At 35.4% G+C, this 14,039-nt stretch carries 13 protein-coding genes; 2 read left to right on the top strand and 11 right to left on the bottom strand.

All coding sequences use genetic code 11. From position 1 onward, the window contains the following. Positions 1–28: 28 nt before the first annotated feature. The 4 genes from KW2_RS01235 to KW2_RS01220 all read right to left on the bottom strand — a co-directional run bounded on the left by KW2_RS01235 (position 29) and on the right by KW2_RS01220 (position 5,293). Positions 29–1,951: a fructose-1,6-bisphosphatase gene (locus tag KW2_RS01235; RefSeq protein ID WP_021036640.1), complete on the bottom strand. Its 1,923-nt coding sequence runs from the start codon at positions 1,949–1,951 to the stop codon at positions 29–31. 164 nt (positions 1,952–2,115) lie between these two features. Next, positions 2,116–3,285: a class I SAM-dependent rRNA methyltransferase gene (locus KW2_RS01230; RefSeq protein ID WP_021036639.1), complete on the bottom strand. Its 1,170-nt coding sequence runs from the start codon at positions 3,283–3,285 to the stop codon at positions 2,116–2,118. A gap of 122 nt (positions 3,286–3,407) precedes the next feature. Further along, positions 3,408–4,550: an ABC transporter permease gene (locus tag KW2_RS01225; protein ID WP_021036638.1), complete on the bottom strand. Its 1,143-nt coding sequence runs from the start codon at positions 4,548–4,550 to the stop codon at positions 3,408–3,410. Beyond that, positions 4,547–5,293: an ABC transporter ATP-binding protein gene (locus KW2_RS01220; protein ID WP_021036637.1), complete on the bottom strand. Its 747-nt coding sequence runs from the start codon at positions 5,291–5,293 to the stop codon at positions 4,547–4,549. The genes KW2_RS01225 and KW2_RS01220 overlap by 4 nt, the downstream gene beginning before the upstream one ends. A gap of 243 nt (positions 5,294–5,536) precedes the next feature. Here KW2_RS01220 and KW2_RS01215 point away from each other — a divergent pair, with 243 nt between their 5' ends. Continuing rightward, on the top strand, positions 5,537–6,919 hold the full coding sequence (locus KW2_RS01215) for a C69 family dipeptidase (RefSeq protein ID WP_021036636.1): 1,383 nt from the start codon (positions 5,537–5,539) through the stop codon (positions 6,917–6,919). A gap of 97 nt (positions 6,920–7,016) precedes the next feature. Here the strand turns inward: KW2_RS01215 and KW2_RS01210 are convergent, their stop codons facing one another. From KW2_RS01210 to dhaK, 6 genes are all read right to left on the bottom strand, one after another. Then, positions 7,017–8,216, bottom strand: coding sequence for an MFS transporter (locus KW2_RS01210; protein ID WP_021036635.1), 1,200 nt, complete (start codon positions 8,214–8,216; stop codon positions 7,017–7,019). Continuing rightward, a complete protein-coding gene (locus tag KW2_RS01205) occupies positions 8,209–9,228 on the bottom strand; it encodes a radical SAM protein (protein ID WP_021036634.1) in 1,020 nt (339 codons plus the stop codon). The genes KW2_RS01210 and KW2_RS01205 overlap by 8 nt, the downstream gene beginning before the upstream one ends. Before the next feature lie 392 nt (positions 9,229–9,620). Further along, the gene (locus tag KW2_RS01200) at positions 9,621–10,334 is read right to left on the bottom strand and encodes an MIP/aquaporin family protein (protein WP_021036633.1); all 714 of its coding nucleotides are present in this window, start codon (positions 10,332–10,334) and stop codon (positions 9,621–9,623) included. 9 nt (positions 10,335–10,343) lie between these two features. Beyond that, positions 10,344–10,715: a dihydroxyacetone kinase phosphoryl donor subunit DhaM gene (gene dhaM, locus KW2_RS01195; protein WP_011834337.1), complete on the bottom strand. Its 372-nt coding sequence runs from the start codon at positions 10,713–10,715 to the stop codon at positions 10,344–10,346. Beyond that, on the bottom strand, positions 10,712–11,290 hold the full coding sequence (gene dhaL, locus KW2_RS01190) for a dihydroxyacetone kinase subunit DhaL (RefSeq protein ID WP_021036632.1): 579 nt from the start codon (positions 11,288–11,290) through the stop codon (positions 10,712–10,714). The genes dhaM and dhaL overlap by 4 nt, the downstream gene beginning before the upstream one ends. A gap of 9 nt (positions 11,291–11,299) precedes the next feature. Further along, positions 11,300–12,292, bottom strand: coding sequence for a dihydroxyacetone kinase subunit DhaK (gene dhaK / locus KW2_RS01185; RefSeq protein ID WP_021036631.1), 993 nt, complete (start codon positions 12,290–12,292; stop codon positions 11,300–11,302). Between the two features lie 100 nt (positions 12,293–12,392). Here dhaK and dhaS point away from each other — a divergent pair, with 100 nt between their 5' ends. Then, positions 12,393–12,935: a dihydroxyacetone kinase transcriptional activator DhaS gene (dhaS, locus tag KW2_RS01180; RefSeq protein ID WP_021036630.1), complete on the top strand. Its 543-nt coding sequence runs from the start codon at positions 12,393–12,395 to the stop codon at positions 12,933–12,935. Here dhaS and dhaQ read toward each other — a convergent pair whose 3' ends face one another. Then, complete coding sequence (gene dhaQ, locus KW2_RS01175; protein WP_021036629.1) at positions 12,936–13,922, bottom strand: DhaKLM operon coactivator DhaQ; 987 nt, start codon at positions 13,920–13,922, stop codon at positions 12,936–12,938. It abuts the gene before it with no gap. Positions 13,923–14,039 lie beyond the last annotated feature (117 nt).

Below are 14,039 nucleotides of genomic sequence, written 5' to 3'. Positions count from 1 at the left end.
ATAAGGAGTACCAAGAAAGGTACTCCTTTTAATAATCTTCATAATGCTCAAAAAGCACCTCTAAATCTGCTATTTCACTTAGCAAAGTTTGCCCAACATTAGTATCTTTGACCCGCTTTCGTTCGTCAACTTCCGCCACTAAACGTTTCAAGCTAATAATATCTGTTCCTTTTTCGACCGCTGCTTTGACTGTCGAAAAAGGTTGGTGAGCAACCAATTGAATGCCAAAACTATTGTAAAGAAGAGTATATCCAGCGATACCTGTTTCTTTTTGATAGGCTTTAGCAAAACCTCCATCAATCACAATCAACTTTCCATCCGCCTTGATTGGATTCTCGCCATTTTTTTCCTTAATTGGAGTGTGACCATTAACCAAATGTCCATTTTCATCTAAACCAAAGTTTTCTAAGATTTTTGTAATGATTTTAGGCTGTTCACGTAATTGATAATATGGATTTTTCTTTTCCACATGAGTGGATTTATCCTTGATATAATAACGTTCAAAGGTTGTCATTGCTGTTTTGCCAAACAAGGAAGAACATTCTCCCACCCATAAGTACCACATCAAATCTGTTGCTAAATCCTCTGATTCTTCAGGATGAGCAAGACATTTTCTAACCTCACTGTCAAAAAAATCAAGTAAATCTCGTCCAGCATAGGCCTTCTTATCAATCGTAAATGATTTAAAATCTCCATTTTCATGTAAGGGAAGACAACCATGAATCAATAGATTGCCATTGTAAGAAAGATACATGGCCCCTTTTTCTTGCAAGAATCCAACATGGCGCTTGAGCTTATCTGAAGTTTTAAAATTATTTAACAAGTGAGCAATTATTTTTTCTTCTTCTTCAGTTAGACTTGCGGGCTGTTCAGGATTAATTGTAGGCGCCTGAAAATCAATTAAATCATAGGTTTCACCTGCTAATTCTATTTTATTTTGTGAGAAATCAATAAAATGGAGGAGGTCCCGATGTTCAAGTTGGAAATCTGGCCGTCTTTCAATTAGTTGACTTTCTAACTTAAATTGTAAAATAGCCGTGGCTTGCTGTAATTTATTAAGGAGTGCTTTTTCATCAGCTGACAAGCGAACCCCATCAACTAAACGGGGACGAAATGCCTCACTTGGTTCATAATAACGTTCAGCGTATTCTAAAATCGCACGCAAATTAATCCCATAAGATTCTTCAAGAATATCTAAATTCCCGTAACGGGCGCAAATTCTTATCACATTCATCATGGCCAAAGGTGAGCCACTAAAAGCCGCCATCCACACAATATCATGATTGCCCCACTGAACATCAACTGAGGGCATGTTTATCAAACGGTCAATAATTTTGTCTGGATATGGTCCGCGGTCATAAATATCCCCAACAACATGTAGATGGTCGACCGTCAATCTGCGAATTGTATCTGCAAGTGCAACAATTAAGCGAGTAAGTTCTCCCAGATTTTGTAGTTGCGAAAGAATTGAATCAAAATAATCCTGTTTGTCAGTCGTCGAATCCACTTCATTGATTAACTCTTCTAAGATGTAGCGAAATTTTTCTGGAAAAGCTTTACGAACTTTTGAACGCGTATATTTTTGTCCAACAAATTTAACTGTTTTCAATAGATAGACTAGGTTTAGACGGCAATAGTGTTCAAAAAGCTTTTTATCTTGAAGTTGACATTCAGAGTCTAGTTTTTCTTGTGGATAATAAATCAAGGTTGCCACTGATGAAATTTCTGCTGACGAAAATTGTGGAAAACAATCCCGTAATTTTTCTTTGATACTGCCAGAACCATTTCTTAGGACATGATTAAAAGCATCATATTCACCATGCACATCACTCATAAAATGCTCTGTTGCTTTTGGTAATTCACAAATTGCACTCAAGTTAATAATTTCTGTAAGTACAGCCTCCTTTGAAGAAAACTGCTTTTTTAATAACTGATAATATTTTTTATCCATAATAAAAATAAAATAGGTTTCTATCCCTATCTCACCAATCTGCTTTCTATTTAAAAAAATGAGAATAATTAAGCTTATGCTTGCATTTTATCATATAGAAAGCAGATAGTAAAGCGCTCACATTTTTAAATTACTGACAAAAAAGCCTGTCAGTAACTGACAGACTATTTTTTGATTTTAATAAATAAAACTTTAAGATAATTTCCTTCTGGAAAGCTGTCAGCAATCTGAAAATCAGCTGGTAGTTTTTCTTCTTGGAAAACGGTAAATTTCACTCCCTTATTTTTGAGAGATTCTTCAACCATTTGACGGAATTTCTTATCAGAAACATTTGCTGCATTCGTTGAAGCAATCAAGGTTCCATTATCTTCGAGGATATCCACAGCTTCTTCCACAAGTTCCCCATAATTTTTGGCCACCGAAAATGTCTTTTTACCATTGCGAGCAAATGACGGTGGGTCAAGCACAACAATATCATAAGTCAAATTCTTTTTCTTGGCATAATTAAAATAGCCAAAAACATCCATCACATAAATTTTTTGACTGTCTGGTTCAATTCCATTGACCAAAAACTGTTCTCTTGTTTTATCAAGTGATCGTTTTGCCAAGTCGACCGAAGTGGTTTGACTTGCTCCACCAACGGCTGCAGCTACTGAGAAAGCCCCTGTATAACTAAACATATTCAACAAAGTTTTACCAGCCACAAGGCCATTGACAAGCGCTCCACGGACATTTTTTTGGTCAAGAAAAATCCCTGTCATTAAGCCTTCATTCAAGTATGTCGCATAAGTCACCCCATTTTCCATGACTAATAAAGGTTCTTGCGCTTCTTCACCGAACAGATATTGACTTTCCAATTGACTGTCAGCAAAACGCAGCTTTTCATAAGCCCCTTTAATGTCAGGAAAAACCACTTGGAAAGCTTTGACAATTGCTTTTTTTTGACTATAAATAAATGGATTATACCAAGAAAAGACAACAAAACCATTATAAAAATCAATGGTTAAGCCTCCTAAACCATCACCTTCGCCGTTAAACAGACGGAAGGCTGTCGTCAACTCATCTTGGAAAAAAGGAGCACGTAAGCTTCGTGCTTGAACAAATTTTTCCACATAAAAATGATGGTCAATTTTTGCTGATGAGGTACTCAACAACCAGCCAATTCCTTTATTTTGCTTTGAAAGATAGCCTGTTCCAAGAGCTTGAGCTTTTTCATCAAAAAACTGTGCAAAATCATCCTCTGAAATAGGTGAACTTAAATCTTCTGCCACCAAAAGTGGGTAACCCGCTCGCAGTTTTTTTGCTGCTTTTGTCCGTACTGTAATTTTTTTCATCTTTTAATTATAGCATAGCCAGTTACACGAAACAATGGTTCACCTTACTGGTCCTCCCCATCGGACAATACAAAAACTGACAGATCTGAAAGCTGTCAATCAATAGGATAAAAATTATTTACTTAGGTTCTGCGAACATTTTTCAAAGCTAAAACATTTGCAAGATAAAGCACGACAGCAAAAACGAACATAATCAACAAATCGAACCAAATTCCTGAAAAACCCATTCCCCTTTTAACCACTTCTTGCATGGCACTAATCCCATAATAAACTGGAATGCAGTGGGCAATTCCTTGCAGAATTGTTGGCATCGTATCGACAGGAATCAATCCCGAAAATAAAAATTGTGGAATAATGGCCAAAGGAATCATCTGCACAAATTGAAATTCTGTTTTTGCTAATGTGGATAAGAGCAAGCCGAACAACAAAGCAATGATTGCAATAAAGAAATTAATGACAAAAACCCAACCAATATTTCCATTATTATGAACCCCTAAAATCCAATAGGTAAAAATAACCATGAGTGCCGTTTGAATCATCGCAAGAATTCCATAACTCAAAGTATAGCCAGTGACAATCTCACTTCGTTTAACAGGAGTCACTAGCATTCTTCCCAATGTTCCTGATGTTCGCTCATTCACTAAGGAAATTCCTGAAATTAGAAGAACTAAAAAGAAAGCAAAGGCGCCAACTAAAATCGGTGCTAAATCATCAAAAGTAGCATTTATACTCGTCGGATTTCCATACAAATACTTGCTTCTTATCTGAAACTGCTCTGTATTAACGCTCAGTTTGGTTGGAGCACTTTGTCCTGATACTTGAGATAATTTATCCATCAAATTTTGCAAAGCCTGCTGAGTCTCTTCTTTAGTCGCTTTGGCTTGGTTTTCTTGAATTACTTGCGTTAAAAGCATTTTTACCGCAGAACTTGTTCCATTTGACTGATTGGCATAGCTAATCTCAATATTTTTCCCTGAAATGCTGACAATTGCACTCAAATCTTTCTCATTCATTGTCGAGCGATTATTTTTAGAAACATTTACCACTTCCAAATGAGCTTTATCATCTGGCATATTTTTTAAAGCCTTCGTTAGTTCTGTATTATCCGACTTTAAGCCCACTCGATAGGCAGTATTTGACGGCACTTGAAAGAGAAAATACATGAGTGTCAAAATAAATATCGGCGCTAAAAACATCATTGCAAGTGTCCTTGGGTCTCCGCGCCTTTGAAGCATAATTCGCTTGAAAATGGCAATAATTCTCATCTCACCACCTCCTTAGCTTTCATTTCTAAAGTTTTTCCTGCCACAATAAAAGCCTCTTCCACCGAGTCTACTTGATATTTTTCTTTAATTTCCTTAGGAGAGCCTTCGGCAATAAACTTGCCATTTCTAAGCATCAATACAATATCACACCGTTCTGCTTCGTCCATGACATGAGTTGTAATCAATATCGTTTTCCCCTGGTCCGCTTGATTTCTTAATTCTTCCCAGATTTCTTGACGTAATTCTGGGTCAATCCCGACCGTTGGCTCATCTAAAAGTAAGATTGGAGCATCCGTTTGTAAAGCGATGGCGAGTGATAAACGACGTTGCATTCCTCCTGAATAATTAGCAACCGATTGCTTAAGATGACTTGTAAGATTCACTGTCAGTGCCGCTTTTTCAAGTTTTTCTGTCAATTCATTTTTTTTGATTCCTTGGAGCGAACCAAAAAACTCTAAATTTTGTTTTCCAGTCAACTCCTTAAATAAGGCGTCTTCTTGCGCCATATATCCTAATTGTCCTAAAATTTTTCTATCTGGTATTTTGACTTCAAGAATTTCAACACTTCCACTATCTAATTTTTGCATTCCCACAATTGACTTAATAAAAGTAGATTTACCAGAGCCCGAAGGCCCAATCAAACAAATTATTTTTCCACTTTCAAAATCATAAGATAATCGGTCTAATATTATTTTATCGCCAAATTTCACGCTCATACCTTTAACAGTTATTGGTGAGGTCATATTCTTCTCCTTCAAATAAATCTTCTCTAGCTTTAATCTTACCCTAATTCTAACACTTCCCTTTTGAACATCAAATCAATTTGCCCTTTAGAAAAACTGTATTATTCTGCATTCAAAAACAACTTTCTTTATAGTATAATAATAGTTAACTTTAAGTTTTAAATAAATTCAAAAATCTAACCTGTAATTATGCTTAGTATTTATTAATAACAGGCTATTTATCACATTTATAAAGGAGTTCTTATGGCCTGTACAACATTTCTCGTAGGTAAAAAAGCCTCATTAGATGGTAGCACTCTAATTGCACGAAACGAAGATGGGGGAGATAAACCTAATCCCCAACGTTTTGTTGTCATCAATCCTGAAAATCAACCCAAGCGCTATCGCTCTATCGCCACAGCTTGTGAATTTGACTTACCAGAAAATCCCCTATCATATACCTCTACTCCCGATGCTGACTCTACTTACGGCATTTGGGCTGCAGCTGGAATTAATAGTGCGAATGTTGCCATGACCGCGACAGAAACCTCCACAACAAATAGTCGAATTTTAGGATTGGACCCCTACGCTGAAAAAGGACTGGGAGAAGAAGATTTCACAACAATTACTCTTCCTTATATCCAGAGTGCGCGTGATGGGGTTGAACGAGTAGGACAACTCTTAGAAAAATATGGAACCTATGAATCAAACGGCATGGCATTTTCCGATAAAGATGAGATTTGGTGGTTAGAAACACTGGGCGGACATCAGTGGGCTGCTATTCGTATCCCCGATGATGCCTATGTTATTGCACCTAATCGTCTTAATATTGATTGGTATGATTTTGAAAGCTCTGACACGATTTATTCAACTGGTTTGAAAGAATTTATTGATGACAACAATCTTAATCCAGACTTTGACGAATATAATCTTCGGCATATTTTTGGTTCAAGCACGATTAAAGACACGCGCTACAACAATCCACGTGCTTGGTATGTTCAAAACTATTTTTCTCCAGAAATCACAGGAAATGATGACCCTTTTAATCAAGATTTACCTTTCATCTGCCAAGCCAATCGTAAAATTTCCATTGAAGAAATTAAGTTTGTCCTGTCAAGTCATTATGAAAATACAGCTTATGACCCTTATAGTACAACTTCAAGCGCCGCAGAACAAAAATTGATTCGACCAATTGGACTCAACCGTAATCTAGAACTTCATGTTTTGCAAATTCGAGATAAGGTTGCTGAAAATATTGCTGGGATTCACTGGCTTGCCTTTGGTGCCAACACCTTTAATTGTCTGGTTCCTTTTTATGCCAGAGTAAGCGACACACCTGCTTCTTATCGTGATACAAAGCTGGATTTTGACCCAACACAAATGTATTGGTTGACCACAATGACTGCTGTCCTTGGAGACAGTAATTTCCAAGGCTATGTCGATAAAAGAGATGATTTTGACTTAAAAACAATGGCCAAATTAAGAGCATTGCAAAATGAAACTGACAAAGCAATCGATAATCAATCCCTTGAAGCAGTTAATGAAAAACTCGCTCAAATTACGCTGACTGCTCAAACCGAACTTCTTGGTAAAATGGTTATTTCTGGTTCCAATCATATGAAACTTCGCTTTGATTTTAATGATTAAAAAAATAGGCAGTTTAAACTGCCTATTTTTAATTATTATCATATATATCTAATATAGAACGACTTACTAGAAAAGTATTTATTTTAGGAGAGAAAACTCATAGTATTTTTATTTTTTTATCCCCACTACTTAGAAATGGACTAAGTACCATAGACAATAATAATAGTATTCCTAAAATAGCGAAAGAGCTTGACAATGGAAAACTTGAAGATATTCCTCCCACTACTAAAATAGATAGTGGGCTTATTGATAATGATATAAATTTAAACGTAGCAAAAACTCTTCCTAGAAATTCTTTCGGCGTGTTTAACTGAATCATTGCGGCATTTATAGTAGAAACTATCACATTTGATAGTCCCAAAAAAATTGCCGATAGGATTAATAAAAACAACCTGTTACCGAGTAAGCTATATATTCCAACAACTCCAAAGCCAAAGCCAATCATCATTAAAATACTATTTTTAAATTTTTTATTAAAGTGAGAAATAAAAACTACCCCTAAAAATGAACTTATTGTAGAAAACAGCATAAATAAAGAAAAATAATTAATATCTCCAAAATATTTCCCCAAATATGCGGTCATCATTGATTCTACCGGTGCAATCGCAAAATTTCCTATCAAAGACAGAAGGATTAATAAGATTAATATTCTTTTTTTATAAATAATATTAATTCCCTTTAGTGCTTCTCTCATAAATCTTCTATTTTTATTTTTTAAAGGGATGTTGTAACAATTTATTTTGCTTATAAATATTATCCCTATAATAAAACTTATTAAGTCAATCATTATACAAGTTTTATAACCCAAACTGGTAATAACTAATCCAGCTATGGTATAACCTATAATTTGTGATAGATTTTGCCCTCCAAATAATAAACTTCTTGCTTTTACAATTTCTACATCTTTTAATATATATCCGATTAGTCCACTTTTGGCTGGTGTAGAAAAGGCTCCGAATCCAGCATTAATAATAACTACTATAAAAATAAGCCAAACTGGAGGTATTTTAAATAAATATATTATCAAGAATAGTAAAAGGGATGTGAACTCTCCTAATTCTGATAAAACAATAACTCTTTCTTTTCTCCAATAATCTGTCAAAGCTGCCGTAAATATCGAAATAAAACTAAAAAATATCCTAATCACAACTACTAATCCCGTCAAAAATGCAGATTTAGTAATTTGATAAATTAGCATTCCAAATGCAATGTCATCAATCGCATCTCCAATATAACTAGAATTTAAAGCTAGAAAGAAATTTCTAAAGTTTTTATTTTCTTTTAAAATTTCAAACATAACCAAGTTCCTTGGCTTTTTTCATTATCCCATTGTAAATTGAATCGTTTAAGACTTTCTTCATTCTACAAAAGTCTTCCAACCTTTTTCCCGCTGTAACTTTATCCGAATCATGAAACCATAACCATTTAATTTTTCGACAATCATCATACCACGGACAGCTCTTATCTTGACAAGGATTATTAACGTAACTTTTTCCTAGTTTATGATATAATCTTTCCGCAATTTCATCAATATTACCTTCACTTACATTTAAAGAATTTTCTAAATCTAATTCACTCAAAAAGTTCTTTTCTCCATTTGCAAAAAACTCTGGAGATACGTAGGGAAATAAGCGTATGGGTGCCACTCCATAGTATTTATAGCAAAGCTCTTCCACATTCTTAGATAAATCTTTTAATTCTTGTTCCGTTGGGCTTTCAAAGGCCTGATAAGTCAATTCCGATATAGCCGGTAGTGTTCCTGTTTCTTCATAAATATAGTCTGCAATTTTCATTAGATGTTTAAATGAGTTATTTTTGACAATCATAATTGCTGGTGCAACTTTCACAATTTCTGAATTAAAATCTTTGATATTTTGTATGACTACTTTTGGAATAGGTGCCCCTGGGGCGGGGGCAAATGGATTTTCTATTGAAACATAAAATCCAGCCAAATGATTTTTTTCCGCATTTTCAATAACTTTTTTGTCTATACTTTTACCATTTGATAGGGCAAATGGTTTAATCCCAGTTTCATTAAATAGGTATTCTGAATATTTAAAAAGTGTATCTCTAGCCATAAGCGGCTCCCCACCAGAAAATCTTACTTGCAAGTTTTTATGATATTTTTTCTTTATTATTTTGATTAGCTGCACATACTTCTTAAAAATCTCCTCATCAAGATTGAAATTATATTCTTTTCTGTCTTTTCTAGCGTAAAAATGACAATAATCACAGTATGCATTACATTTCCCTGTAATAGTAATACTCAGAGCCCAGATATCATTTTTATCAATAAATTTATTTTCCATAGTTTATTCTCTCCAATAAAAGAAAATACTTCTACAAATTCTGTAGAAGTACTTTTTAGTTTTATAAGTCAGTTGAATACATAATTACTTCAGCTTCTTTTTCTTGCTTTGCCAACAATTTTTTGAGTTGTTTTGCTTTTTGCATAATAAAGTCCTCCTATATTATTTACACTAAGCAGTTGGCCGAGCGGTTTAGTGTATCTTCAAAATTTTTTAGAAGATAGTTTTATTATATTCTTCAAAATTCGGAATGTCAACAACTTTTTCAAATATTCATATAATTTAATCTAAAAATAAAAGTGCTCAGAAATTGTCCCAATAACAGATACAAAAAGAGCTTGATTTAAAAAATCAAACTCTTTTTATTTATTAGCTTTTAGATTATTTTTCAGTCAAAGCGTCAGCATCCATTGATAGAGTAGTCCAGCAATTACAGCACCAACAATCGAACCAGTTGCTGGAATCCAAGCATAGCCCCAGTCGGAAGTTCCTTTATTTTTGATTGGTAAAAGTGCGTGCATTATTCTCGGACCTAGGTCACGTGCTGGATTCATCGCGTAACCAGTAGTTGGTCCTAAAGAAAAACCAACTGCCATAATGAGAAAACCGACAATAATTGGACCAAAACCACCTTCAAGACGATAATGTCCCATTGCCATAATCAATAGCATGAGCAGCGCCCCGTCAAAAGCTTCTCCTAAAAAATTGGACCAAGAATGACGAATAGCAGGTGCTGTGGCAAAACTTGCCAAGATTAGAGAAGAATCTTTTGTTTCTTCCCAATGGGGATAATAATGTAACCAAACGGCAACAGCACCTAACATAGCACCTAAAAATTCAGCTACAATAAAAGCAAGTGCTAAGCCAATCTTTATTTTCCCTAAGACGAGAAAACCAATGACCAAGGCGGGATTGAGATAAGCGGGCGAAAAGAAGCCAACTACCCAGACGGCGACAGCAACGGCTAAGCCCCAGCCAATTGCAATAGTCACCCAACCTGCATTTTCCGATTTTGTTTTACCTAAAACATTTGCTGCGACAACCCCATTTCCTAATAATACAAGGATGAAAGTGCCCAGAAATTCTCCCAATATTTGTAATGTCATTGCTCTACCTTATTTTTCTATCAGCATTTTTTCTAACTGATCTTTTATTGCTTCAAAAGTTGCTCCTGCTTCTAAGAGGGCACTCGCTGTGTAAGCTCCCTCAATGAGCGGGACATTAAAAATGGTTAATTCTTTGTCTGTCATTTCAGAAACCAAATCCAAATTCATTCGAGCGCTCCCTAAATCAAAAAACGTTAAGAGATTGTCTGCTTCATTTTCTTCAATAGCATTCATAACTCGGTCAAATGAGGTGCCTATTTCGCCATTTTCTAAACCACCTATAGCGGTTAGTGAAATATCTTTAGCAACTTCACGAATTAATTTCTTAAGTCCTGAGGCAATCTCAGACGAATGAGAAACGATGACAATTCCATAAGTCATGCTACTACCTCCAAAAGTGTTTCAAATAAATAAGCACTTGATTGTGTTCCGGGGTCAATGTGCCCAATTGAGCGTTCACCAAGATAAGAAGCTCGTCCTTTAGTCGCTAAAAGTCCTGCACTTGCTTTAACAACTTTTTCTAAATTTTCTTTGGAAGCTGAATCTGTTTGCAGGTCTTTTAAAAATGCTGACCAGATATCAACCATCGTTTTTTCACCGACTTGAGCTTTTCCTCTTTTTTGAATAGCTTCTAATCCAGCATAAATTAATTCACTTGTATCCAAAGTTTCTGTGGCAGCCTTACTCATGGCTAGAAAGGCTGAACCATACAAAGGTCCAGAAGCTCCGCCTACTTTTGACATTAGGGTCATGGCCACTTTTTTAAAGATTTCTGAAACATTTTCAAAGTCTGAACCTTCCAATGCTTTCATTGTTTCAGACATCCCACGAGCCATATTTGCACCATGGTCCCCGTCACCAATCGGTCCGTCTAGTTCGCTTAGATAAGCTTTATTTTCTTGTATTTTTTCGTTAAATTTCCCTAACCATTCAATGGTTGTATCTATTGTTAACATTCTCTCTCCTTATCCCCAAGAAATAGTTTTCACGTCTTCATTAAGATTTTTGAGCCATTGGTCATCTTCCAACTTAATCATTGTAAGTGACAAGCCTGCCATATCAATTGAAGTCATATAATTTCCAACTTTCTTAAAAAGAACTTCTATTTTTTCTTCTGTCAGTAATTTTGCAACATCATTCATAAAAATGAATTGCTCCATTAGTGGCGTCGCTCCCATACCATTCACAAGAATGCCATATTTTTGACCAGCTTCAAATTTGAATTCTTCTTTCAATTTACCAACCAGTTCTGTTGCTAACTCATAAGAAGTTTTCATTTTTTCCCGACGGTATCCTGGTTCACTATGAATTCCTACGCCATATTCAATTTCATCTTCGTCAAGAACAAAACCAGGTTTTCCAACTTCTGGAACTGTTGCGGCTGACAAAGCTAAGCCAATAGTCTTGATATTCTTGACGACCTTATCAGCCAAATCCTTGATTTCATCTAAAGAAGCCCCTTGATGGGCAGCTGCGCCTAATATTTTATGAACAAGGACTGTTCCAGCAACTCCTCGTCTCCCTTGAGTATAGAGCGAATTTTCAACGGCGATATCATCATCGATAATAATTTGCTCAACCTTAATCTCTTCCATCTCAGCCATTTCTCTTGCCATTTCAAAGTTCATGACATCACCTGAATAATTTTTGATAATCAAGAGCACTCCAGCTCCTTCATCAGCCGCTTTGATTGCTTCAAAAATCTGGTCAGGAGTTGGGGAAGTGAAAACAGCTCCACAAACAGCTGCTGACAGCATTCCTTCCCCAACAAAGCCAGCATGAGCCGGTTCGTGTCCAGAACCTCCACCTGAGACTAAGGCAACTTTCCCACTTTTAGGACTTTTACGTTGAATAATTTCAAAATCTGGAACTTTTTCAATCAAATCCCCGTAAGCATAGGTTAATCCGGCTAGCATTTCTGAGACCACATCTTGTGGTTGATTAATAATTTTTTTCATCGCTCATCCTCCTGAGTTTCTTATGTTATACTTAGTATAAAATAAAAATTTGATAAAAATAAGGGACAAATCGCAAAATGTGTCCGCTTTCTTTTAAAATATGAAAAAATCAATCATTACACAAAAAATTATTGCTAAGTCCTTTAAAGACTTAATGCAAAGTAATGCCTATCACCAGATTTCGGTCAGTGATATCATGCAAGTCGCAAAAATTAGACGACAAACTTTTTATAATTACTTTCAAAACCAAGAAGAACTTTTATCTTGGATTTTTGAGAATGACTTTGCCGAATTAATTAATGATAATCTGGATTATTATGGCTGGCAAAAAGAACTCTTGCTTTTATTACGTTACTTAGATGAAAATCAAATTTTTTATCAAAAAATTTTTGTTATTGATAAAAATTTTGAACATTTTTTTCTTATTCAATGGGAAAACTTGCTTGATAAGGTACTTTTTGACCAAGAAAAAAAGTCTGACTATCATTGGTCAGACTTAGAAAAATCATTTATATGTCGTTATAATGCTTCAGCAATTTGTGCAATAACTAAAGAGTCAATCATCAGAGGAAATTCTTTAGAGGACCTTTATCCTCAGATAGTTAAACTCTTACTCGCTCAACTGAATCTTTTTGAAGATTGATTACCAGGCGAAAGCTCCAGTTGGAGCATTCAGATAGTCCAACCATTTAGGATCTTTGACAGAACAAAGTGTTAATGAAATTCCTGACATATCACAACTTGTCATTAAGTTCCCGACTTTACAAAACTTAATGGATAATCCTTCAAGTTCTAAAAGGCGCATGACATCGTATTGAAAATGATAGAGTTCCATTAAAGTCGTTGAACCAAGACCATTTACAAGCAAAATATAATTTTTATTGGCTTTTTTTTGCCAATTAATTTCTGCTTTTAACTTATTTACTAATTCTACGGCAATACGCTCAGAGCCTTCAAATTTTTCGATTCGGTAACCAGGCTCGCCATGAATTCCAACGCCAAAAGACACTTCATCTTCTGCTAATAGAAAGGAGGTCCTATGATGAGGAAAATTAACTGGAGCTAAGGCGACACCCAAAGTATAAATTTCTGGGGAAAGGGACAGAGCCAATTGTTCAATTTCATCAATACTTGCCCCTTCTTTTGCAAAAGCACCGAGTACTTTATGAAGCAAAATTGTTCCAGCGACTCCCCGATGTCTCTTATGAAAATTATAAGCATTTACCGAAATATCATCATGGCTGACAATGTATCTGACGTCAATCCCTTCAGTTCTTGCCTCTTCAATCGCTTTTTTAAACTCTTTTAAATCAGCTTCGAAATTTTTGATAATCACAAAAACACCTTTGCCTGAATTAACTTGACGAATGGCTTTTAAAATATTTTTAGCTCTTGGCGGTACAAATAGAGGGCCAGTCACAGCTGCAGCAAGCATCCCAGCCCCAACATAACCAATGTGAGCGGGTTCATGACCACTTCCGCCTCCTGAAATAATTGGAACTGCCTTATTATCGAATGTATTATCATAGAGAATTCCAGTTTCTGAAAGATAGGACAAATGAGTGTGAGTTAACTCCACTCCTTTTAACATTTCTTCTGGAATTTCTGTCGTTGAAGTATAGAATTTCATATAATCAAATTATAGCACAGATACAAAAAGAGCTTGATTTTAAAAAACAAACTCTTTTTATTTATCTCAACAGAAAATTTTGATCTTGTGAAGCTGCTAAAAAGTTAAGAGAACTTT

Source organism: Lactococcus cremoris subsp. cremoris KW2 (assembly GCF_000468955.1).
Lineage (GTDB): Bacteria > Bacillota > Bacilli > Lactobacillales > Streptococcaceae > Lactococcus > Lactococcus cremoris.
This window is presented reverse-complemented; position numbering and strand designations above follow the sequence as displayed.